Origin of the sequence: Thalassobaculum sp., assembly GCF_965223715.1 — a bacterium.
GTDB lineage: Bacteria > Pseudomonadota > Alphaproteobacteria > Thalassobaculales > Thalassobaculaceae > Thalassobaculum.
In genome coordinates this window covers 2,114,061-2,137,257 of sequence record NZ_OZ245012.1, presented here as the reverse complement: position 1 = coordinate 2,137,257, position 23,197 = coordinate 2,114,061, and the positions used below count along the sequence as shown (strand labels likewise).

Below are 23,197 nucleotides of genomic sequence, written 5' to 3'. Positions count from 1 at the left end.
TTTGTGCGAATTGGATCGATTGTCTTTCGGGCACTGGTCGCTAATGGACAATCGTAACAAGGACTTACTCGACAAGCTGGTGGCGCGCGGGCGCACGTTGCGGGTGCAGAAGACCGGTGCTGCGCGACAGGCGCGCATAAACACGCGCGTCTTCAACTGCTTTCGCCTGACCAAGATGGCGAACCAGGAGGGACGGATCTTCCGGCCGCTGTTCTACACCGACGCCATGAACTCGTGCATCGTCTCCAAGGAGGTGGTGCCGTCCCACATGAAGGCGCTGATGCGGCCGCACCAGCTCGCCACCAAGGTGCATTTTCCGTATTCCGACGAGTACGTGCCCCAGGCAATGGGCCGGGTGGGCGGGAAGTCCGTCTACGTGGGCGAGGCGAATTTCGAGCGCAAGCTGGACGACCATTTCCTCGGCTCCCAGCCCGAGGAGGTACGCGACCACGATATCGAGATCCTGCGGATGTTCGATACGCTGCCGTCGCTCGACCCGTTCCTGATCCGCGACAAGTTCGAGATCAGCGACCACGATATCGACGAGGTGTATCTGCAGATCCCGCTGGAGGAATGGCAGGACATCAAGAACAGCATCATCAGCAAGTTCAGGCCGCTGGCCCGGATCGCCTTCTCCGGCGCGGGCAAGGAAGAGGATCTGGAGATCCACACCCTGCGGCTGGTGGAGAAGATGTGGGAGGCGGTCGATATCGAACTGCTGAAACCGCTGACCATGGCCCTGCGGATCGAGACCACGGATGCCGGCGCGCTGTACTACGCCTGGAAGGGGATCGTCTATTACGACTACAAGATCTCCAACATGCAGCCCGACATGGTCAAGATGATGGAATTCCTTATTCGCCTGAATAAGGACCGCTCCATGAGGATCTACAATGGCAGCGTGACGACCGACTGGACCGTGCCGCTGACGCGCATCAAGGAACACCGCAGCGACCTGAACGCGGTCATGAGCCGCTACCACAAGGTCTATGACGACTTCTTCGTGAAGGGCGAGAACCCGACCGAATTCCGTCAGTTCTTCGCCATCGCCGAGGATCTCTTCTGGTTCCTGGGCGGGACGATCTCGATCCTGGACAGCTGTATCGAGCAATACCAGAAGTTCATGGATCGCGGGCAGTTCGTGCCGGATGCCCTGGTCGATCTCTGGAGCGACCTGGTCGAATTGACCAAGACCCAGTAGCGGGTCCTGCCGGTCGCCGTTTCACGCGGCCTCTGGCCTCCTGTCACCGATGTTTCACGGAACCGACCGCGGCCCCGCGCGTTCAGGCGGGGTCACTAATGTGCTGTGTGGTCGGGGGAATCAAGGCGAGACGAGTTTGGCGACGGCCTGCCGGAGACGGCGGGACGATGTCGTTTTTGGAACATTATTTCTGTAGGGAACAACCCGCAGGCGACTGCATTTCCAAGACGACGGCAGGACCATGACAATTTGTGAAAATCCAAGAAAATCGGCCGCCGGGGAGGACAGTCTGTTTCTACAGTGTTACGGTAGCCATCTCGGATGGGAACGATTGGGTCCGATAAACAACCAACTGCCAAACACGCAGAGGCCCTCGAAAATCGCTCGCATAGGACTAATCGGAAGGGAGCTACCATGTCTGACAAATACCGCGACGACTTGATCGATCGCATGGCCGCCGAGGCGAAGCGAGGCCGACTCTCTCGGCGTGACTTCATGCATTACGCGATGGCAGCCGGCGTTACTGCATCGGCCGCCGGAGGTCTTTGGACATCCAAGGCGGCACTTGCCGCTCCGAAGCGTGGCGGCACGTTCCGCCTCGGCACCCATGACGGGAATACCTCGGACACCCATGATCCGGGCACCTATCTCAGTTTCTCCATTATCCAGCTCGCGCACACCTATCGCAGCTATCTGACGCAGATTACGCCGACCAACGAACTGGGCCCGGACGCGGCCGCTTCCTGGAGCGCCACCGACGACGCCACCGAATGGACCTTCAAGCTGCAGAAGGGTGCGTCCTTCCACAGCGGCAAGCCGTTCACCGCCGATGATGCCATCGCCTCGCTGAACCACCACCGTGGCGACAAGAGCACCTCGGCGGCCAAGGCGCTGCTGAAGGACGTGGTCGACATCGTCAAGGACGACGAGCACACGATCACCATCAAGCTGGGCACCGGTAACGCCGACCTGCCGTGGCTGATGACCGACTACCACCTGGCCATGTGCCCGGCGAACAGCGACGGCACGATCGACTGGCAGTCCGGCGACGGCACCGGCCCGTACAAGATCGTCCACAACGAGTTTGGCGTCGGCTGCAAGCTGGAGCGTCACGACGGCTGGCATGGCGAAGGCGCCTATTTCGACGCCGTCGAGATGACCGTGCTCAACGACCCGAACGCCCGCCAGACCGCCCTGGTCACCGGCCAGGTCGACGGCATCACGCAGCTCGAGCTGAAGACCCTGGCACTGCTGCAGCGCAATCCGAACATCCTGGTGGACAACGTGCCGTCCGGTGCCGCGATCACCATGCCGATGTTCTGCGACGTGGCGCCGTTCGACAATGTGGACGTCCGCATGGCTCTGAAGCTGGCGATCGACCGCGAGGACCTGATCAAGAAGATCACGTTCGACACGGCGATCCCGGGCAACGACTTCCACATCTCCCCGAACATGCCGTACTGGCCGGACCTGCCGCAGCGCACCTACGATCCGGACAAGGCGAAGTTCCACCTGAAGAAGGCCGGCCAGGAGAACCTGACGGTCGATCTCTCCACCGCGGACAGCGTGTATTCCGGCGCGGTCGACATGTGCGTGCTCTATGCCGAGCATGCCAAGGCCGCCGGCATCAATATCAACGTGAACCGCGAGCCGAACGACGGCTACTACTCCGAGGTCTGGCTGAAGAAGCCGTTCTGCATGGTGCAGTGGGGCGCGCGTCCGACGCCGGACGTCATGCTCAGCCTGGCCTACAAGGACGACGCCGCCTGGAACGAGAGCCACTGGCAGAACGAGCGGTTCAACGAGCTGCTGCTGGCTGCCAAGGCCGAGCTCGACCAGGACAAGCGGGCCGAGATGTATCGCGAGATGGCCCAGCTCGCCCGGGACGACGGGGGAACCATCATCCCGATGTTCACCAACTTCGTCTATGCGCGCGGCAAGAACGTCGCCCATGGCGAGAACCTGGCCGCGAGCTGGCAGATGGACGGCGCGCGGGCCTGCAGCCGTTGGTGGTTCGACTCCTGATCCAAAGCCGATCCTTGACGGGTTCAGACCAGAACCCGTCTCGGATCGATTGATACTGGTGGACCTTCCGGCCCGTGCCGGGAGGTCTGCTGGTTCAATCTATCGAGCACAACCGTAGGCGGGGGGCTGTCGCTGGACTGCACTGCAAGCCGTAGTCAAACGAAGCGGCGCAGGCGCACTTGGCAGCAAGCCAACGTTAGAAGCGATTGCAGAGGAGGCGGATGATGAGCGACGTATTGGGCATCGTGCTCAAACGGCTCGGCCTTGGATTGATCACTCTGCTTGTGATCTCCATCCTGATTTTTTTCGCAGTTGAACTGCTGCCAGGCGATATCGCCCAGGCCGTCCTCGGGCAGGGGGCGACCGAAGAGAACCTGAAGGCGCTGCGCGAGCAGCTCGGCCTCAACCAGCCCGCCATCGTGCGCTACCTGCAGTGGCTCGGCGGCGCGGTGCAGGGCGATTTCGGCGTGTCGCTGATCTCCGGGCGGTCGGTGGCGGATACCATCGGTCCGCGCTTCGCGGCGACCCTGTTCCTGGCGAGCTACGCGGCGGTGATCGCCGTACCGGTCGCCATCCTCCTGGGCATCATCGTCGCCCTGCTGCGCGACAGCATCTTCGACCGGGTCGCCAACGTGCTGACTCTGACGTCCATCTCCTCTCCGGAGTTCTTCCTCGGCTATGTGCTGGTGCTGTATCTGGCGGTGAAGAACCCCTGGTTCCCGGCCCTGGCGAACGTGAATTTCCAGGATATCGGCACCTTCGAGCTGTATTACCGGACCTTCCTGCCGGCGCTGACGATGGTGCTCGTGGTCGTCGCGCACATGATGCGGATGACCCGGGCGTCGATCATCAACCTGCTGGCCTCGCCCTATATCGAGATGGCCCGCCTCAAGGGCACCCCGGCCTGGAAAGTGATCGTCAAGCACGCCCTGCCCAATGCCTGGGCGCCGATCATCAACGTCGTGGCGCTGAACCTCGCCTATCTGATCACCGGCGTGGTGCTGGTCGAGGTGGTGTTCGTCTATCCGGGCATCGGCCAGCTTCTGGTCGACAGCGTGACCAAGCGCGACTTCCCTGTGGTTCAGGCCTGCTGCCTGATCTTCGCGGCGACGTTCATCCTGTTGAACCTCGCAGCAGATGTCGGAGCGATTCTCACGAATCCCCGCCTGCGTCATCCGAAGTGAGGGAAGCGTCATGAATTACTTTGTCATCGGATACTACGCGCTTCTCATCGGAGCATCCTGCCTGGCGGCCTACTACTCGGCGCGCTCGGCGTTCCTGCTGCTGTTCTCGCTGACGCTGGTGTCGTTCATCGTCGGCATCATCGGCGGCGAGTCCGCCCTGTGGACCATCACCATCTGCGCCGGCATCCTCGCCTTGTGCATCGGGACGGCCTATGCGTTCCGCGAATTCCTGGTGATCGTCCTGTGGGGCGAGGGCTCCAAGGCGATCAAGACCGCCCCCCTGACGGCGACCTTCGGGCTGTTCGTCATCATGACCTACGCGATCGCCGGTGTGTTCGCGCCGGTCATCGCTCCCTATGGCGAGGCCGAAGTCATCGCCGGGGCCTTCGCGCCGGCGGACGAGAACATGCTGCTCGGGGCCGACCAGCTCGGCCGCGACCTGTTCAGCCGTCTGGTCTACGGAGCCAGGAACACGGTCGGCATCGCCCTGCTGGCGACCGCCTTCGCCTTCATCCTCGGCGCGATGGCCGGGCTGATCGCGGCGACCATGGGCGGTTGGTTCGACCAGCTCATGGGCCGGGTGGTCGACGTCATCATGTCGGTGCCATCGCTGATCTTCGCCCTGCTGCTGCTGTCTATCATGGGCACCAACGCCTTCGTGCTGATCTTCATCATCGCGATCATCTACGCGCCGCGCGTCTTCCGCCTCACCCGGGCGGTCGCCGGCAACGTGGTGGTGATGGACTACATCGAGGCGGCCCGGCTGCGCGGCGAGGGACTCTGGTACCTGATCCGCAAGGAGATCCTGCCGAACTCCACCGCGCCGCTGATCGCGGAATTCGGGCTGGAGTTCTGCTTCGTCTTCCTGCTGGTCGCGGGTCTGTCGTTCCTGGGCCTGGGCATCCAGCCGCCGACCGCGGACTGGGGCTCCATGGTGCGCGAGAACGCCACCCTGATCTCGTTCGGCGAGATCACGCCGCTGTTCCCGGCCGGCGCCATCGCGCTGCTGACCGTGGCGGTGAACTTCGTCGTCGACTGGATGCTGTTCCGGTCCTCCGGACTGAAGGGGTAAGGATATGGCTGACAAGAAAGAGAAAGATCTCCTGCTCAAGATCCGTGACCTGCGGATCGAGGGCTATTCCGACGAAAAGTGGATCGAGATCGTCCACGGCGTGGACCTCACCCTGCACAAGGGTGAGGTGATGGGGCTGATCGGCGAGTCCGGGGCCGGCAAGTCGACCATCGGCCTCGCGGCGATGGGCTTCGCCCGGGACGGCTGCCGGATCTCCGGCGGGTCGATCGAGTTCGACGGCATGGAGCTGACGACGACGCCGGAGGCGGACCGCCGGGCGCTGCGCGGATCGCGCATCGCCTATGTGGCCCAGTCGGCGGCGGCGTCGTTCAATCCGGCGCACAAGATCATCGACCAGCACACCGAGGCGCCGATCCACTACCGCATCCGCAAGCGGATGGAGGCGCAGGAGGACGCGATGGAGCTCTATGAGCGCCTGCGTCTTCCCAATCCGCAGGAGATCGGCTTCCGCTATCCCCACCAGGTGTCCGGCGGCCAGCTCCAGCGCGCCATGACCGCCATGGCCATGGCCTGCCGCCCCGACCTGATCATCTTCGACGAGCCGACCACGGCCCTCGACGTGACGACCCAGATCGAGGTGCTGGCGGCGATCCGCGACATCGTCGAGCAGTTCAACACGGCGGCGATCTACATCACCCACGACCTCGCGGTCGTGGCGCAGATGGCCGACACCATCAAGGTGCTGCTCAAGGGTAACGAGGTCGAGGAAGCCGATACCGAGACCATGCTCAAGAGCCCGAAGGAGGACTACACCAAGTCGCTCTGGGCGGTGCGCAGCTTTCAGCGTGAGCAGAAGGACCGTCCGGGCGGCGGTGCGGTTCCGGTGGTCTCGGTGCAGAACGTCGACGCGTCCTACGGCGACACGCCGGTCCTGCACAACGTGTCCTTCGACATCTATGCCGGCATGACCGTGGCGGTGGTGGGCGAGTCCGGTTCGGGCAAGTCGACCACGGCCCGCTGCATCACCGGGCTCCTGCCGCCGACCAGCGGCAAGATCCTGATGAACGGCAAGGAGATGCCGCCGAGCTACAAGAGCCGCTCCAAGGAGGAGCTGCGGCAGGCCCAGATGATCTATCAGATGGCCGACACCGCGCTGAACCCGAAGGTGCGGATCTGCGACATCATCGGCCGGCCGGCGCAGTTCTATATGGGCCTGAAGGGCGGCGCCCTGAAGAGCCGGGTGGACGAGCTGCTCGACCTGATCGAGCTGGAGCCGTCCAAGTTCTACAGCCGCTATCCGACGGAGCTGTCCGGCGGCCAGAAGCAGCGTATCGGCATCGCCCGGGCGCTGGCGGCGGAGCCGACCTTCATCATCTGCGACGAGGTGACCAGCGCGCTGGACCAACTCGTGGCCGAGGGCATCCTGAAGCTGCTCGACCGGCTGCAGCAGGAGCTGAACCTGGCCTATATGTTCATCACCCACGATCTCGCCACCGTGCGCTCGATCGCCGACGAGGTGGTGGTCATGAAGCAGGGCGAGGTGGTCGAGGCCGGGCCGAAGAACGACATGTTCACCCCGCCGCACCATCCCTATACCGACCTGCTGCTGTCGTCGGTGCCGGAGATGGATCCGAACTGGCTGACCACCGTGCTCGAGGAGCGCGGGGTCGACAATATCGGCGAGGCGGCGACCGTCTGACCGTCGCGTGCATTGTTCGGGAAGGCAGGCGGTGTCTGCCTTCCCGTTTTCGTTTCAGCGTCGGCCCGAGGAGACGATGGCGTCCGTATCCCTCAGCGAGATCGAGGCGGCCCGTCGGACGATCGCCGGCACGGCGGTGACCACGCCTCTGGTGCCGTCGCCGCATCTGTCGGCCCTGGCCGGCCAGGACTTCCTGCTCAAGCTGGAGATCGCCCAGCCGATCGGCGCCTTCAAGCTGCGCGGTGCGGCCAACGCGGTGATGGGGCTGCCCGAGGGGACCGCGGGCGTGACCTGCTGTTCCACCGGCAATCACGGGCGCGGCGTGGCCTATGCCGCCCGCCGGCGCGGGTTGCGGGCGGTGATTTGCATGTCGTCGCTGGTCCCGCAGACCAAGATCGACGGGATCAGGGCATTGGGCGCTGAGGTGCAGATCGTCGGCCGCTCCCAGGACGAGGCGATGGCCCACAGCCGCCGCCTGGTCGCCGAGGAGGGGCTGGTGGAGATCTCGCCCTTCGACGACCCGGCCGTCATCGCCGGGCAGGGCACCATCGGCCTGGAGCTGCTGGAGCAGTGTCCGGACCTGGCCACCGTGCTGGTGCCGCTCTCCGGGGGCGGGCTCGCCGGCGGGATCGCGGCGGCGATCAAGGCGGTGAAGCCGTCGGTGCGGGTGATCGGCATCTCGATGGACCGGGGAGCCGCCATGCACGCCTCGATTACCGCCGGCCGGCCGATGGAGGTTGAGGAGGTGGCGAGCCTGGCGGATTCCCTGGGCGGCGGCATCGGTCTCGACAACCGCTTCTCCTTCCAGCTCTGCCGCAGCCTGCTGGACGACGTGGTCCTGGTCAGCGAGCCGGAGATCTACCGGGCATTGCAGACCGTCTATTACGAGGATCGGCTGGTCTGCGAAGGCGCCTGCGTGGTCGGGATCGCGGCACTCCAGGCTGGCAAGCTGGCCCCGTCGCCCGGCCCGATCGCGACGATCATCACCGGGCGCAATCTCGATATGACGACCCATGCCGACATCATGCAGGGCCGCGACGTGGTGCTCGGCGACCTCACCCTCAGCGGACAGCCCTATCATGCATGACATCTCCATCCTGACCGAAGCCGACCTGCGCGATCTGGTGCCTCTGGACGAGGCGGCGGTCGACGTGGTCGAGAGCGCCTTTGCCGCCCTGGCGGGGGAGGGGGTGGTGATGCCCCCGATCCTCTCGATGGACCTGCCCGCCGCCAATGGCGAGGTGGACGTGAAGACCGCCTATCTGCCCGGATTCGACGGGTTCGCGATCAAGGTCAGTCCCGGCTTCTTCGACAACCCGAAGATCGGTCTGCCAAGTCTCAACGGCCTGATGGTGCTGTTCTCCGCCAAGACCGGCCTGGTCGAGGCGCTGATGCTCGACAACGGCTACCTGACCGACATCCGTACGGCTGCGGCCGGTGCGGTCGCCGCCCGGCATCTGGCGCCCGAGGTGCGCACCGCCGGGGTGCTCGGCACGGGGGTGCAGGCGCGGCTGCAGATCGAGGCGGCGCGCCTGGTGCGGCCGTTCGAGCGGGTGCTGGTCTGGGGCCGCGATCCGGTGAAGGCGGAGCACTGCGCCAGTGACATCGCGGAGCGGCTGGGGATCGAGACGGTGGCGGAAGCCGACCCCTCCCGGGTCGTGGGTGAAAGCCAGCTCGTTGTCACGACCACCCCGGCGCGCGAGCCGGTCCTGCGGGCCGAGTGGCTGCATCCGGGCCTGCACATAACTGCCATGGGCTCCGATCAGCCCGGCAAGAACGAGATCGACCCGGCGGTGTTCGAGAAGCTCTCGGTCTATGTCCCCGACCGGGAGAGCCAGTGCCGCACCCAGGGCGAGCTGCGCAGCGCGCTGGTGGCCCGTGCCGTGCCGGAGGATCGGACCTATGCCGAACTCGGCATGGTGGTCGGCGAGCCGGCCCTGGGCCGCAAGAGCCTGGACGACATCACCCTGGTCGACCTCACCGGCACCGGCGCCCAGGACACGGCGATCGCCAGCTTCGCCGCCGCCCGGGCGAAGGAACGCTCGACCGGCACGGTGATCCGCGCCTGATCGGCACAGATCCGGCCACTAGGGTTGCAGCGGCGGGCGATATGGGCGATGTCCGGGGAGTAACCGGCATTTCTGACAGCGCGAGGTAGGCGGCCATGCTGACCAACGACCAGCTCGACAAGTGGGACCGGGAGTCCTTCTTCCATCCCTCCACCCATCTGGCCCAGCACGCCCGCGGTGAGAGCCCGAACCGCATCGTCACCGGCGGCTCCGGCGTCTATATCGAGGATCGCGACGGCAACCGGCTGCTCGACGGGTTCGCCGGCCTGTACTGCGTGAATGTGGGCTACGGCCGCAGCGAGATCGCCGAGGCGATCGCCGAACAGGCGAAGGAGCTGGCCTACTACCATGCCTATGTCGGCCATGGCACCGAGGCGTCCATCACGCTCGCGCAGATGGTCATGGACCGCGCGCCAGCCGGCATGTCGAAGGTGTATTTCGGCCTTGGCGGTTCCGACGCCAACGAGACCAACGTCAAGCTGGTCTGGTACTACAACAACATCCTCGGCCGCCCGGAGAAGAAGAAGATCATCTCGCGCTGGCGCGGCTATCACGGCTCGGGGCTGGTCACCGGTTCGCTCACCGGACTGGAGCTGTTCCACAAGAAGTTCGACCTGCCGCTGGACCGCATCCTGCACACCACGGCCCCGGTCTATTACCGCCGGCCGAACCTCGCCAGCAGCGAGGCCGAGTTCGTCGCCGAATGCGTGGCCGACCTGGAGGCGCTGATCGAGCGCGAGGGGGCCGATACCATCGCCGCCTTCATCGGCGAACCGGCGCTCGGCACCGGCGGCCTCGTCCCGCCGCCGGAAGGCTACTGGCCGGCGATCCAGGCGGTGTTGGACAAGCATGACATTCTGCTGATCGCCGACGAGGTGGTGACCGGCTTCGGGCGGCTCGGCTCGATGTTCGGCTCCGACCATTACGGCATCCGCCCGGATTTCATCACCATCGCCAAGGGCCTGACCTCGGCCTATGCGCCACTCTCCGGCTCGATCGTCTCCGACCGGGTGTGGAAGGTGTTGGAGCAGGGGACCGACGAGCTGGGGCCGATCGGTCATGGCTGGACCTACTCCGCCCACCCGATCGGAGCGGCGGCCGGGGTCGCCAACCTGAAGCTGATCGACAGCATGGGGCTGGTGGAGAATGCCGGCAGCGTCGGCAGCTACCTCAAACAGACCCTGAACGCCGCCATCGGCGATCACCCCAATGTAGGGGAGGTGCGCGGCGAGGGGCTGCTCTGTGCGGTTGAGTTCGTCGCCGACAAGACGGACCGAACCTTCTTCGATCCGGCAAAGAAGGTCGGGGCGCGGATCGTGGCCAAGCTGCTGGAGGAGGGCGTGATCGGCCGGGCGATGCCCCAGGGCGACATCCTCGGCCTCGCCCCGCCGCTCTGCCTCACCAAGGCGGAAGCCGACAAGATCGTCACCGCCACGCAGGTCGCGCTGAAGACGGTGTCTGCGGAACTCTGACGGGTGCCGGGGCGCCTGCCGGCGTTGGCAAGCTGACTGGATCCCGGGCCGGATAGTGCCGCCCGGGATTTCCTTTTTCGCGGTTGACGGGCAGGCGGCTTGATCCTGACGTGCGTCAGGATTACGGCGGGGGTGGGGTGACCCCTTGTAACGGCCCCCTCTCGTCATCCTGACGCACGTCAGGATCAACGCTCGGACGGATGGGACCGGATCTGCCGACCAACACCGGACCATCCAACAGAACCGATCCGCCCCAAGTTCCCGTCGCCTGCCCACTCGCGCGCCGATTTCGGTATCCAGGCATCACCGGTAGGGTATCCTCCACGTCGTGATGTCGGGGGGATCGGTCGTTGTTGGCTCGCCGCTGGGTGATGTTCTGGGCGTTGGCCCTGGTCGTGCTGTGCGGCAGTGGGGGTATTTCCTACTGGGTCTACCACGCCCAGCGCGACGAGCTCGTCTCCGATGCCGGCCATGAGCTGAGCGATGCCACGGTCGCGTTCACCCAGGCCCTCAACAGCGTGTTCGAGCCGGCGCTGACCCTCGGCGGGACCGTGGCGGATTCCGGCATCCTCCATGCCCCGCCGGACCAGTGGCCGACCCTGTTCTTCGCCATCGCCACCGGGCCGGTGCGCCAGTTCGAGCAGATGAACGGCGCGTTTCTCGGATTTCCCGACGGCCGGTTCCTGCATGTCCAGGACCTGGAGGTCGCCGGACCGAAACGCTCGTCCGCAGGGGACAGGGCCAGCCGCGGGATCTATCGTCGGATCATCGATACCCCGGCGATCAATCCGCGCGGCCGATGGCAGATCTATGACCCGGAGACCGGCCGCGCACGGTTGTCGCCGCGCGTCACCCAGCCCTACGACCCGCGCACCCGGGGCTGGTACCAGCTCGTGGCGGCGGACGGTCAGGCCCATTGGACCGACGTCTATGAGTTCGCCTCCAGCGGCAGGCTCGGCGTCACCTACGCCCAGCCGATCTTCAATGCGGACGGGTCGCTCTGGGCCGTGCTCGGCGTCGATCTCTCCCTCAGCTCCCTGTCCCAGACCCTGCTGACCACCTCCTCCGCCCTGGCCCAGGCGGCCGACATCGTCTTCGCCACCGATCTGGCGGACTCCGTGTTGGGCCATCCCCAGCTGGCCGAGAAACGCGACGAGCTCGGGCCGAGCACCACGGAGTTCCTGGAGCGCTATCGCGATCCCGCCTCGTTCGAGAGCCTGGCCCCGCGTCAGCTCAAGGAGGGGCCGTCGCTGCAGGTGGTCGAGGCCGAGGGCCGCAGCTACCTGACCACCAAGTCGGATCTGGATCCGGCCCGGGCGATGCCGATGCAGATCTATCTGGCGCGGGATCTGGAGCAGGTGCTCGCCGGAGCGCGGGCGGTGGTCTACCGCAACGTGCTGTTCGCCTTCGTGGCGGTGGTGGTGTTCGGGGTCGTGGCCTCCTACGCGGTCAAGCTGCAGGTGGAGATGGCCCTGCGCCGCCAGGCCGAGGCCGAACTGATCGAGGCGCGCGACATCGCCGAGGCGGCAACCCAGGCCAAGTCCACCTTCCTCGCCACCATGAGCCACGAGATCCGAACGCCGATGAACGGGGTGATGTCGATGGCCGAGCTGCTGGGCCTCACCCGGCTGGACGGCGAGCAGCGGCGCATGGCACGCATCATCATCGACTCGGCCACGGCCCTGCTGACCATTATCAACGATATCCTGGACTTCTCGAAGATCGAGGCCGGCAAGCTGGAGATCGAGACGGTCGAGTTCTCGCTGATGTCCGTGGTCAACGGCTCGGCGGAGCTGCTGGCGCCGCGGGCCGAGGCCAAGGGGCTCGACCTGGTCGTTCATACCGACCCGACCCTGGTCGACCAGCGCCTGGGCGACCCGACCCGCCTGCGGCAGATCCTGCTGAACCTGGGCGGCAATGCGGTGAAGTTCACCGACGCGGGCCGGATTGATATCCGCGTGCGCCGGATCGATGCGGAGCGGCAGGACAGTGAGACCGCCGAACGGCTGCGCTTCGAGGTGACGGATACCGGCATCGGCCTCACCGAGGAGCAGCGCGCCCGGCTGTTCCAGGCCTTCGTGCAGGCCGACAGCTCGACCTCGCGGAAATACGGCGGCACCGGGCTTGGCCTGTCGATCTGCCAGCGGCTGACCGAGCTGATGGATGGCGCCATCGGGGTGGACAGCGAGGCGGGCGCGGGGTCGACCTTCTGGTTCGAGCTGCCCCTGGCCGCGGTCGGCGACACGGTCCCCCGCTATCCGGACGACCTGTCCGCGGCCTCAGTCGGGCTGGTGGGCCTGTCCGACCGGATGGCCGAGGTGGCTGAGATCTATCTGCGGGCCACCGGGATTGAGCGGATCGACCGGATGGCCTCGATGGCGGAGGCGTCGGGAGCCCGGAGCCTCTGGGTCCTGCGCTGCGCCTCTGAGGGTCCGTCGGCGGCGGATCTCGATCGGCTGGAGGGGCATATCGCCTTCCTCGGCTATCGCGGGGAGATTTCCGACCTCTCGCCGGCACTGAAGGCCCGGGCGAGCACGCTGCTGACCGTGCCGGTGACCCGCGAGAGCCTGTGGCGGGCGGCGGCGATCGGGCTGGGGCTGCGGCCGGTGGAGGAGATCGAGGTCGAGCAGCGCGACGACATGGCCTTCGCGGCTCCCCCGGTGGAAGTCGCACGCGCGGCCGGCGCCCTGGTCCTGGTGGCCGAGGACAACGAGACCAATCAGGTGGTCGTCCGCCAGATGCTCGGCCGGATGGGGTTTGCCTGCGAGATCGTGGAGAACGGTGCGGTGGCCCTGGAGCGGCTGGCGGCGGCCGACGGATACGGGCTGCTGCTGACCGACGTGAACATGCCTGTGATGGACGGGTTCGAGCTGGCCCGGGCGGTGCGCGCCCGCGAGGCCGAGGAAGGCGGACGCCTGCCGATCGTGGCTTTGACCGCCGACGCGCTTGCCGGGACGGAGGAGAGCTGCACCGCGGCGGGGATGGACGGCTATCTCACCAAGCCGATCGACAGCCGGAAGCTGGGTGCGGCGCTCGCCCGGTATCTGCCCCAGGGGCTGGACCTGCGCCAGACGGCGGTCGAGGATCCGGTCGAGGCGTCAGTTGGTCCTGTGGTCGACTGGGACCCGGAGATCTTCGACCCGGCCACGCTGACCGAGACCTTCGGGGTGCTGGACGACGAGGCCAAGGAACTGATCCGCGGGGCGGCGGCGGCCTGGCCCGGGCGGATCGCCGAGATCGAGGCGGCGCTGGCGGCGGGCGACGCCAAGCGAGCGCGCGATGCCGCCCACTCCCTCAAAGGGGCCGCGCTGTCCGTCGGCGCCAAGCGGCTCGGCCGGATCGCGGCGGACCTGCAGGACTATCTCGACGATGACGAGCTGGAGATGGCCGGCATCATGGCCGAGCTGCTGCCGCCGACCCTTGAGGAATTCCAGGAGCTTTTGCCTAAAATTATGACGTTGTGATCCCTGCACGATCTGGGCGATGATTTTCCGGGCAGTTCGAGCATGTCGGGCGGCGAGGAGGGGCAGGGCGATGACCGATTTCAATCAGGCGAACCCCTACGAGAACATCCGCATCCTGGTACTCGAGGATGAGGCCCATATCCGTCAGATCATCTGCCGCCTGCTGCGGCAGATCGGGTTTCGGATGATCCACGACGTCGCCAACGGCGCCGACGGCTTCAAGGAACTGCTGCGTGTGAGTCCGCAGGTCATCCTGTGCGACATCCATATGGAACCGATCGACGGTCTCAGCTTCCTGCGCAAGCTGCGCTCCCTCGGCAAGCCCGAATTCACCCGGATCCCGGTGATCTTCCTGACCGCCGATGCCGAGCGCAACACGGTGGTGGAGGCCAAGGACCTGCGGGTGGACGGCTATCTGGTGAAGCCGGTCTCGCCCAAGCAGCTCAAGCAGCGGCTCGATGCCGTGCTGTTCCCGACCCCGGCCTGAGCGCATCCGACCCGTTGGCGCGCGCTGCCGTGCGCGTTATCGTTTCCCCAATAATTAGAACAGCCGACAAAGAGAGAGGATACGATGGGCAAGGAAAGCTGGAAGTTCAGCCACAACGAAGCCGCCAATGCGGTCTTCACCGAGGGCATGCGCAAGATCTTCGAGTACCGCGACCTCGGCGTGAAGGACGCGACCAACGGTGACTACGTCGCCCATATCGTGAAGGCGAACGGCCGCAAGGACACCGACGAGGTGCAGCACTGGCACGTCCATGACTGCGACTTCCAGATGGTCTACGTGCTCAAGGGCTGGGCCAAGTTCGAATATGCCGGCGAGGGCGTGCACACCATCCGCGAGGGCGACTGCATCAACCAGCGGCCGCTGATCCCGCACCGGGAGATCGAGTGCTCGCCGGACATGGAACTGCTGGAGATCGTCTCGCCGGCGAATTTCGAGACCCGGATCGTCGACGCGCCGGCCGAGGCGGCCGAGTAAGTCTTCTGGCCTTCGGAGCGGCGGACCCGCCGCCGCTCCGGGACCGAGGCGTCAGGTCAGGTATAGCGGTACGGCCGCCCGGCCTTCTCCATGTCCTCGTTGTACTTCTTGAAGATCTCCACGACCTTCGCCTTGAGCGGGGATTCCGCAGCGATCTCGTCCCAGAACACCCGGGCCGCCGCCTCCACCGTCGCCCATTCGGCGTCAGGGATGGTGGTCAGCTCCAGTTTGGTGCCGTGCACCCGCAGGCTCGCCTCCCCACCCCAGTACCAATACTGCCGGTAATAATGCGACTGGTCGCAGCACACCCGGAACAGGGTCTGAAGATCCTCCGGCAGCTCCTCCCAGCGGCCCATATTGGCGAAGAACGAGCCGCACCAGGCGCCGGAGATGTTGTTGGTCAGGAAGTAGTTGGTCACGTCGGCCCAGCCGACCGTGTAGTCCTCGGTGATGCCGGACCAGGCGATGCCGTCCAACTCGCCGGTCTGCACCGCGACCTCGATGTCCTCCCAGGGCAGGGTGACCGGTACCACGCCGAACTGGGTGAGGAAACGGCCGGCGGTGGGGAAGGTGAAGACCCGCTTGCCTTCCAGGTCCTTCAGCGAGCGGATCGGGTCCTTGGTGGCGAAGTGGCAGGGATCCCAGGCGCCGGCGGAGATGTGCTTCACCCCGACCTTGGCGTATTCCTCCTCCCAGATCTGGGCCAGGCCGTACTGGTTGAACAGTACCGGCACGTCCAGGGAGTAGCGCGAGCCGAAGGGGAAGTAGCCGCCGAACACGGTGACCTCCGTCGGCGAGGCCATGCTGTCGTCGTCCGACTGCACCGCGTCGATGGTGCCGCGCTGCAGGGCGCGGAACAGCTCGCCGGTGGGCACGAGCTGGTCGGCGAAGAACAGCTCGATCTGCATGCGGTCGCCGGCGATCTTGTTGAACATGTCGATGGCCGGTTTGACCACATGCTCGGCCAGCGCCGGGCCGGCATAGGTCTGCATTCGCCATTTGATGGTGGACTGCGCGATCGCCGGGGTCGCCAGCGCCGCGGCAGGGGCGGCCGCCGCGGCGCCCTTCAGAAATGTGCGTCTCGTGGTCATGAAGCCCTCCTAGTCTTTTGGTTGAGACGGGCATGATGACCGGATTTTGCGGTGCGGCGAAAACTATTTTCCGTAGACCAGCTCCGGCAGCCACAGGGCGATCTGCGGGAACACCATCACCAGGGCGAGCGCCATCACCATGACCAGGGCGAAGGGCAGGATGGAGCGGTAGATGTCGCCCAGGCTGATCTCCGGCGGGGCCATGGCGCGCATCAGGAACAGGTTGTAGCCGAAGGGCGGGGTCATGTAGGCGATCTGGGTGGTGATCGTGTAGAGCACGCCGTACCAGATCAGGTCGAAGCCCAGCGCGCCGACCAGCGGCACGTAGAGTGGGGCGACGATCACCAGCATCGCGGTGTCGTCCAGGAACGTGCCCATGATGATGAAGCTGAGCTGCATCAGGATCAGGATGGTCCAGGGGCTCAAGCCCAGCTGCTGGGTGAACAGGTCCTCAATCGCCTTGACCGCCCCCAGCCCGTCGAAGATTGCTCCGAAGCCCAGCGCCGCCAAGATGATCCACATGAACATGCAGGAGATCGCCAGGGTGTTGCGAGTGGTGTTCTCGAACACCTCGCGGGTCATCCGGCCCTTGAGCACGGCGGCGATGAAGGCGGCGAGCGCGCCGATGGCCGAGCTCTCCACCAGCGAGGTCCAGCCGTTGACGAAGGGCACCATCATGGCGGCGAAAATCGCCAGCGGCAGCAGGCCGGCGCGCAGCAGCCGAAGCTTCTCGGCCATGTCGATCTGCTCGCGCTCGGCCTTGTCCAGCGGCGGGCCGAGATGGGGCTGCAACTGGCAGCGCACGTAGATGTAGACGATGAACAGCCCGGCCATCATCAGCCCCGGCATGACCCCGGCAAGCCAGAGCTGGCCCACCGGCTGGCGGGCGATCATGGCGTAGAGCACCAGCACGACCGAGGGCGGCACCAGGATGCCCAGCGAGGAGCCGGCCTGGATCACGCCGGTGACCATGATCTTGTCGTAGCCCCGGCGCAGCAGCTCGGGCAGGGCGATGGTGGCGCCGATCGCCATGCCGGCGACCGACAGGCCGTTCATGGCGGAGATCAGCACCATGAGACCGATCGTGCCGATGGCGAGCCCGCCGCGCACCGGGCCCATCCAGACATGGAACATGCGGTAGAGATCGTCGGCGATCCGGCTTTCCGACAGCACGTAGCCCATGAAGATGAACATCGGCAGGGTGAGCAGCGGATACCACTTCATCAGCTTCATGGCGGCGGCGAAGGGAATCTCCACCCCGCCCACGCCCCAGAGCAGCACGCCGGCGGCGGCCCCGACGAAGCCGATGGCGCCGAACACCCGCTGGCCGGTCATCAGCATCAGCATCATCGAGGCGAACATCAGGGCGGCGATCAGCTCGTAGGACATCACGCCTCTCCGGTCCGCAGTCTGTCGATATCCTTGAACAGCTCCGCCAGCGCCTGCAGCAGCATGAGAAGCACCCCAAGACACAGGATCACCTTCACCGGCCAGATGAACGGCCGCCAGGCGGTCGAGCTGCGCTCCAGATAGCCCATCTGCTCCGCCGCCGCGTCCGGTCCGCCGCTGACGAAGGCCCAGAACAGGTCGCCGAAGAAGGCGAAGGGCTCGGTGCCGAAATGGCCGAGCGAATAGGCGGTGGAACTGACCGCGCCGTAGAACAGCACACCCAGATAGAACATCAGGAACAGCACGGTGACGCTGTCCACCCACGCCTTGGTGCGCAGCGACCAGTCGCCGTAGAACAGGTCCATGCGGACATTGGAGCCGAGCTGGATGGAGTAGGGGCCGCCCAGGATGTAGTAGGCGACCATCACGAACTGCGCGGTCTCCAGGGTCCAGAGCGACGGGTCGAAGAAGGTCTTCGAGGCCGAGGACCAGAGCAGCACGCCCATCAGCGCGAAGACCAGATACATCGCGCAGCGCCCGATGGCCCGGTTCATCGCCTCTATGGCGCGCACATAGCCGCGCATGATCCCCAGCATCGGCCCCCTTCCCGCCGTTCACGGCGTTCAGCCAGTGCGTTCAGTGCCGAGCGGTACCGCAACGCAGCGATGTAGTTCCGCGACTATTCCAGGGGACGGGCGTCCTGTTCAAGCACGATCAGGTCAGCAGGGGTGACCCGTTCCAGGGGGTCAGCCGGTGGCGCGCTGCATGACAACGACGTCGATCCACTTGCCGAACTTGAAGCCGATCTTCTCCATATGGCCGACCTTGCGGAAGCCGAAGGCCGCGTGCATCGCCTCCGATCCGGAGGCCGGATCGCTGATCACCGCCATCATCTGTTTCCAGGGCCCCGCTTCCGCGACCCGCAGCAGCTCCGCCATCAGCGCCCGGCCGATGCCCTGCCGGATGGCGTCATGGGCGATGTAGATCGAGTTCTCCACGGTGAAGCGGTAGGCCGAGCGCGGCCGGTACTTGCTGAGATAGGCATAGCCGAGAACCATGCCGTCCCGCTCGGCGACGATATAGGGGAAGCCCGCGTCCAGGACGCCGGCGCGGCGCTCGGCCATCTCCGGTTCGCCGGGGGCCTCCTCCTCGAAGGAGGCGGTGCCGTTCAGCACATGATGGGCGTAGATGGCGGTGATTGCCGGTATGTCGGACGGCTCCGACGGGCGGATGGTCACAGGGTTCATCGCGGACTTCCGGAAGAGGGACTTCGATGCTTCAATCCTGGCACCGAACGAACCGGGAGGACAGATCATGACGGTGATGGAAGCGGGGATCACACCCGCCGGCGAAGGGGTGGACGGCGTCGTCTGGTCGATCCTGGGGCAGACCTACAAGCCGAAACAGGAAAGCGACAGCTGCTTCACCTTCGAGACCCTGTTCCCGCACGGCACCTTCGTGCCGCCGCATATCCATGCCGCCCAGGACGAGTTCATCTACATGCTGGACGGCACCTTCGACCTGATACTGGACGGTCAGAAGGCCCAGGCGGTCACCGGCGACCTGATTCACATGCCGATGGGCATCCCGCATGGGATCTTCAACAACTCGGGCAAGGACGTGAAGGCGCTGTTCTGGGTCTCGCCGGCGCGTTCCCTGCGCCAGCTCTTCGAGAAGATTCACAATGTCGCCGACCCTGCGGAGGTCGTGCGCCTGGCGGCAGAGTACGAGGTGGAGTTCCTGCCGCCGCCGTGACGGGCCTTTGTGGGTGCGGCCGGTCGGGCCTCAGGTGCCGATGCGCCGGCCGAAGGTGGCGGGGTCGTAGATCAGGCAGTAGCGGTCGCGTTTCACCCCGTCGCTGCTGAGCGGCAGGATCAGCCGAACGAACGACCAGATACGGCCATTGGTATCGTAGAACTCGTGCTGCGCGAGGTCGGGCTCGCCCCGCCGCAGGATCGCTTCGATCCGGGCATGCACCTTGGCCAGGTCCTCCGGAACGAACGCCTCGGAAAACGTCGTTCCCCGCATCGAGCGGCCTTGGGTTTCGTCGATCAGCGTCGAGGAGAGCCGCAGGACCCAGTCGCCATGCTCCTCGCTCCACTCCGCCAGGCTGATGGCCTTGATGGCGGCCGGCGGCATGTCGAGCGGATCGATGGTCTGCGGCGGCCCGTCTGCCGCTGTCGCGCGCCACGCCTCAAGACACGATGCCAGAACCGGATAGTCGTCAATCTTCTCTATCGGAATCGGGATATGGACGCTGGGCAGCCGCCAGAAATTTCCGTCTTCTTTTTTCAGTTTCGACGACATGCCCGAAAAAGTACTTCTTCAAGTAAAGGGAGGATCTGCATTTAAAAGAGTAGCTGAGGGCCCGTTAAGAATGCATTAACCGGCCCGTTTCTCGGCGGACTTGCCTTTGACCCTGATGACAATCCGGTTATACGAGACCAATCCGAAGGTCGCCGGTCGCCGTATCAGAACCTGAAAGCGGGACAGGCCAATCCGCTTGCGATAGCGGAGGTCTAGGTGCAACTCTACTTTCAGGATGGTGCGTCTCACCGGTATGGGACTTCGCTGATGCCATTGCATGACCCGAGCGAACGCCTGCTGACGATGCCGAGGCTTCATGTGCCCATGGCCATGGAGGACATCGACGGCCACCCGATCCTCGCCCGCTGCCTGTCCGTGTGGCGCAGGAACGCGGCTGACGGACTGCCCGCCACCATCGATCCGGTGGAGATGCCGGTCGAGGCGATCAAAGGGATCAGCCTGGTGGAGTGGGACCCGCAGATCGAGGACTGGGTGATCCGGCTGTCCGCCACGCTCATGGACCAGGGGCACGGCCGGTCGATGACCGGCACCCGCATGCTGGATATCTACCGCGACGAGGAATATGCGGGCGTGAGGGAGCGGCTGCAGGCGATCCTGGAGGCGGGCGAGCCGAACCTGGCGCGCCATGAGTTCATCGGCTCGCGTAACCGCCGCTGGGCCTATGTGCGCCTGATCCTGCCGCTCAGCAGCGACGGGGTGCGGCGCGACCGCTACTGCCTGATCTACGACCCCGCCACCTTCGGCCAGCGCGTCGGGACCTGACCACTAGCCACGGGCGCGGTTCACGTCCGACTGGCTGAACTTCGCCAGCGTGGCATAGCCCCGCACGATGGCCTCGAGTTCCTCCCGGCTGGCGACGTCGTCGAGCTTGCCGAAGCGCTGGGGCGAGCGGCTCTCCACCAGATCGATCACCCCTTCCGGGCCGCCGGTCCGGTTGTTCCGCACGATCTCCGCCGTCATCGGCAGGCGTTCCGCCTCATAGGTCTTCAGCGCGCCTTCCACGTCGCCGCCGCAGGTCGCCAGCAGCGGGGCAAGGCAGCGGGCGTCCAGGATCGCCTGGCTGGCGCCGTTGGAGCCGACCGGATACATTGGATGGGCGGCATCGCCGAGCAGGGTCACCCGGCCGAAGGACCAGCGGTCCACCGGGTCGCGGTCGCACATGGGGAACTCGTAGAAATCGACCGTCTGGGTGATCAGGTCGACCGGGTCGATCAGGTCGAGCTCGAACACCCCATCCACATACTGCATCACGTCGGCACGGTCGCCGAGCCGGCTCCAGTTCTCGCGCCGCGGCGGCGGACGGGTGCCGTCGCCCAGCCGCGCGACCACGGCCCAGTTGATCAGGGTTTTGCCCGGTGTGTCCGGGTCGTTGTAGATCGGATAGCAGACGAACTTGGCGTTCATACCGCCGGCGATGATCATCGACCGGCCGGTCAGGAACGGCTCGCCCTCGACGGCACCCCGCCACAGCATCAGCCCGTTCCAGCTCGGCGGTCCCTCGTCGGGATAGAAGGTCTCGCGCACCTTGGAATGAATGCCGTCGCAGCCGATCAGCACGTCGCCGGTGGCGCTGACCCGGGTGGCGGTGTCGCGCCGCTCGAAAGTCGCAGTCACGGCGCCGCCGTCATCCGCGAAGCCGGTGAGCTGGTGGCCGGTATGCACATGGTCGTCGCCCAACCGCTCGCGCACCGCCTCCAGCAGCAGCGCCTGCAGCTTGCCCCGGTGGATCGAGAACTGCGGGAAGTCGTAGCCGGCGTCGGTACCGCGCAGATCGCGCCAGATCTCCTGGCCGAACCGGTTCTGGTAGATCAGTTCGTAGGTCCGGATGGCGACGGAATCGAGCTTGTCCAGCAGGCCGAGGGCGGCGAGTTCCTTGATCGCGTGGGGCAGCGTGTTGATGCCGACGCCCAGTTCGCGGATCGTCATCGACTGTTCGTAGACATGGGCGTCGATGCCCTGTTCGTGGAGGCTGAGCGCGGTGGCGAGGCCGCCGATGCCGCCGCCGATGATGAGTGCCTTCATGCCCGTCCCTCCCGGTCTGCGCTCCGCGCCGTGGCAGCGGAGCCGACAGTCTTGCCGAGCCCATGGCCCCTGTCACGGGCTCGATGCTGCCGGCTCCGCGCGTCCTGGGGTTCCCCTCCACAGGACGCCGAACCCTAGGTAGTCCGGCCGCCGTCCTGCCTTGACCTGGATCAATTCCAGATGATCGGGTGCTCTGGTGATCGATGACGCCGCGCGCAGCATGCTAGAAACCAGCCGGCGCGACAGGACCGGGGGCCGGGGCTTGGAGTTCGGAGGCATGCAGAGCGCGGGGGGCGACCCGGCGGAGGAGAGCGCGTTCGTCGCCGCCCTGCAGTCCGGGGATCGGGCCGCCTTCGAGAAGCTAGTGCGCGAGCATGGCGCGCGCCTGCTTGCCGTCGCCCGCCGGATGGTCCGGGACGAGGCGACCGCCCAGGACTGTCTGCAGGATGCCTTCCTGTCGGTGCACCGGGCGATCGGCCGGTTCGAGCCGACCGGGTCGCTGGCCGGCTGGCTGCACCGGATCACGGTGAATGCCTGCCTGATGCGGCTGCGCTCCACGAAGCGACTGGCCGAGACCCCGATCGACGACCTGCTGCCGGCCTTCGACGCAGATGGCATCCGGGCCGGCGAACCGCGCACCGAGGCCCGCGATCCGGAGGACGAACTGGAGGCGTCGCGGATCAGGACCTACATGCGGCAGAAAATCGACGAACTGCCCGACGGCTACCGTATCGTCTTGCTGCTTCGCGACATTGAGGGATACAGCACCCGGGAGGCGGCCGAGATGGTCGGCGTCGCCGAAGGGGCGCTGAAGGTTCGGCTGCACCGCGCCCGTGCGGCGCTCAAGAAGCTGGTCGAGCCGCTGTGGGACGAGTTGGGACGACCATGATCACGCGTCGCAGGCTCAGATGGCGCATCCAGCACTGGCTGGAAGCCCGGCTTCCGGGGCTGCTGACCTGTTCCCAGTTCGAGTCGCTGGTGGATGCCTATATCGACGGCGAGCTGGGGCCGGTCGCCCGCGCCACGGTCGATTTCCACATGCGTACCTGTCCGGTCTGCCTGCGCTATCTCACCGCCTACCGCAAGGTGCGCGACCTGGCGGCCGACACCCTGTCCGCTCCTGAGTCCGAGGCGCTGGAGAGCATGCCCGAAGACCTGGTCGCCGCCATCCTGGCCGCCCGGGACGTCGAGGCGGGCAGCCGGACGTCCTAGCCATTTTCGTGCGGCTCCGGCCGTCT

General features: G+C 65.9%; 21 protein-coding genes. 15 read left to right on the top strand and 6 right to left on the bottom strand.

Annotated elements, in window-relative coordinates; genetic code table 11:
- The first annotated feature begins 43 nt into the window (after positions 1-43).
- The 11 genes from ACOQOP_RS09880 to ACOQOP_RS09830 all read left to right on the top strand — a co-directional run bounded on the left by ACOQOP_RS09880 (position 44) and on the right by ACOQOP_RS09830 (position 15,129).
- Positions 44-1,201 carry a hypothetical protein gene (locus ACOQOP_RS09880; RefSeq protein WP_420566163.1) on the top strand — a complete coding sequence of 386 codons (1,158 nt, stop codon included), beginning with the start codon at positions 44-46 and terminating at the stop codon, positions 1,199-1,201.
- Between the two features lie 414 nt (positions 1,202-1,615).
- Positions 1,616-3,226, top strand: a complete 1,611-nt coding sequence (locus ACOQOP_RS09875) for an ABC transporter substrate-binding protein (RefSeq protein ID WP_420566162.1) — start codon at positions 1,616-1,618, stop codon at positions 3,224-3,226.
- 224 nt (positions 3,227-3,450) lie between these two features.
- Positions 3,451-4,410 carry an ABC transporter permease gene (locus tag ACOQOP_RS09870; protein WP_420566161.1) on the top strand — a complete coding sequence of 320 codons (960 nt, stop codon included), beginning with the start codon at positions 3,451-3,453 and terminating at the stop codon, positions 4,408-4,410.
- Positions 4,411-4,420: 10 nt separating this feature from the next.
- Positions 4,421-5,482, top strand: a complete 1,062-nt coding sequence (locus ACOQOP_RS09865; RefSeq protein WP_420566160.1) for an ABC transporter permease — start codon at positions 4,421-4,423, stop codon at positions 5,480-5,482.
- A gap of 4 nt (positions 5,483-5,486) precedes the next feature.
- Positions 5,487-7,142, top strand: a complete 1,656-nt coding sequence (locus ACOQOP_RS09860; RefSeq protein ID WP_420566159.1) for an ABC transporter ATP-binding protein — start codon at positions 5,487-5,489, stop codon at positions 7,140-7,142.
- Positions 7,143-7,218: 76 nt separating this feature from the next.
- Positions 7,219-8,229 carry a hydroxyectoine utilization dehydratase EutB gene (gene eutB / locus ACOQOP_RS09855; RefSeq protein ID WP_420566158.1) on the top strand — a complete coding sequence of 337 codons (1,011 nt, stop codon included), beginning with the start codon at positions 7,219-7,221 and terminating at the stop codon, positions 8,227-8,229.
- The gene (locus tag ACOQOP_RS09850) at positions 8,222-9,211 is read left to right on the top strand and encodes a cyclodeaminase (RefSeq protein WP_420566157.1); all 990 of its coding nucleotides are present in this window, start codon (positions 8,222-8,224) and stop codon (positions 9,209-9,211) included. The genes eutB and ACOQOP_RS09850 overlap by 8 nt, the downstream gene beginning before the upstream one ends.
- Positions 9,212-9,306: 95 nt before the next feature.
- A complete protein-coding gene (locus tag ACOQOP_RS09845; RefSeq protein WP_420566156.1) occupies positions 9,307-10,683 on the top strand; it encodes an aspartate aminotransferase family protein in 1,377 nt (458 codons plus the stop codon).
- 353 nt (positions 10,684-11,036) lie between these two features.
- Complete coding sequence (locus ACOQOP_RS09840) at positions 11,037-14,147, top strand: ATP-binding protein (RefSeq protein WP_420566155.1); 3,111 nt, start codon at positions 11,037-11,039, stop codon at positions 14,145-14,147.
- A gap of 70 nt (positions 14,148-14,217) precedes the next feature.
- Entirely contained in the window at positions 14,218-14,634 is a 417-nt protein-coding gene (locus tag ACOQOP_RS09835; protein WP_420566154.1) for a response regulator, read from the top strand.
- An 84-nt stretch (positions 14,635-14,718) separates the two neighbouring features.
- Positions 14,719-15,129, top strand: coding sequence for a cupin domain-containing protein (locus tag ACOQOP_RS09830; protein ID WP_420566153.1), 411 nt, complete (start codon positions 14,719-14,721; stop codon positions 15,127-15,129).
- A gap of 56 nt (positions 15,130-15,185) precedes the next feature.
- Here the strand turns inward: ACOQOP_RS09830 and ACOQOP_RS09825 are convergent, their stop codons facing one another.
- From ACOQOP_RS09825 to ACOQOP_RS09810, 4 genes are all read right to left on the bottom strand, one after another.
- Positions 15,186-16,220, bottom strand: coding sequence for a TRAP transporter substrate-binding protein (locus tag ACOQOP_RS09825; RefSeq protein ID WP_420566152.1), 1,035 nt, complete (start codon positions 16,218-16,220; stop codon positions 15,186-15,188).
- Positions 16,221-16,283: 63 nt separating this feature from the next.
- Positions 16,284-17,609, bottom strand: a complete 1,326-nt coding sequence (locus ACOQOP_RS09820) for a TRAP transporter large permease (protein WP_420566151.1) — start codon at positions 17,607-17,609, stop codon at positions 16,284-16,286.
- The gene (locus tag ACOQOP_RS09815) at positions 17,609-18,205 is read right to left on the bottom strand and encodes a TRAP transporter small permease subunit (RefSeq protein WP_420566150.1); all 597 of its coding nucleotides are present in this window, start codon (positions 18,203-18,205) and stop codon (positions 17,609-17,611) included. Before ACOQOP_RS09815 ends, ACOQOP_RS09820 begins: the two co-directional genes overlap by 1 nt.
- Before the next feature lie 150 nt (positions 18,206-18,355).
- Complete coding sequence (locus tag ACOQOP_RS09810) at positions 18,356-18,856, bottom strand: GNAT family N-acetyltransferase (protein WP_420566149.1); 501 nt, start codon at positions 18,854-18,856, stop codon at positions 18,356-18,358.
- 67 nt (positions 18,857-18,923) lie between these two features.
- Here ACOQOP_RS09810 and ACOQOP_RS09805 point away from each other — a divergent pair, with 67 nt between their 5' ends.
- Positions 18,924-19,364: a cupin domain-containing protein gene (locus ACOQOP_RS09805; RefSeq protein ID WP_420566148.1), complete on the top strand. Its 441-nt coding sequence runs from the start codon at positions 18,924-18,926 to the stop codon at positions 19,362-19,364.
- A gap of 30 nt (positions 19,365-19,394) precedes the next feature.
- Here the strand turns inward: ACOQOP_RS09805 and ACOQOP_RS09800 are convergent, their stop codons facing one another.
- On the bottom strand, positions 19,395-19,916 hold the full coding sequence (locus ACOQOP_RS09800; RefSeq protein ID WP_420566147.1) for a hypothetical protein: 522 nt from the start codon (positions 19,914-19,916) through the stop codon (positions 19,395-19,397).
- Positions 19,917-20,183: 267 nt separating this feature from the next.
- On the opposite strand from ACOQOP_RS09800, the gene ACOQOP_RS09795 reads away from it, so the two are divergent.
- On the top strand, positions 20,184-20,699 hold the full coding sequence (locus tag ACOQOP_RS09795; protein WP_420566146.1) for a hypothetical protein: 516 nt from the start codon (positions 20,184-20,186) through the stop codon (positions 20,697-20,699).
- A gap of 3 nt (positions 20,700-20,702) precedes the next feature.
- Here ACOQOP_RS09795 and ACOQOP_RS09790 read toward each other — a convergent pair whose 3' ends face one another.
- The gene (locus tag ACOQOP_RS09790; protein WP_420566145.1) at positions 20,703-21,959 is read right to left on the bottom strand and encodes a flavin-dependent oxidoreductase; all 1,257 of its coding nucleotides are present in this window, start codon (positions 21,957-21,959) and stop codon (positions 20,703-20,705) included.
- A gap of 277 nt (positions 21,960-22,236) precedes the next feature.
- Here ACOQOP_RS09790 and ACOQOP_RS09785 point away from each other — a divergent pair, with 277 nt between their 5' ends.
- Together ACOQOP_RS09785 and ACOQOP_RS09780 are read left to right on the top strand one after the other, a co-directional pair.
- A complete protein-coding gene (locus ACOQOP_RS09785) occupies positions 22,237-22,848 on the top strand; it encodes an RNA polymerase sigma factor (RefSeq protein ID WP_420566144.1) in 612 nt (203 codons plus the stop codon).
- Positions 22,845-23,171, top strand: coding sequence for an anti-sigma factor family protein (locus ACOQOP_RS09780; RefSeq protein WP_420566143.1), 327 nt, complete (start codon positions 22,845-22,847; stop codon positions 23,169-23,171). The genes ACOQOP_RS09785 and ACOQOP_RS09780 overlap by 4 nt, the downstream gene beginning before the upstream one ends.
- Positions 23,172-23,197 lie beyond the last annotated feature (26 nt).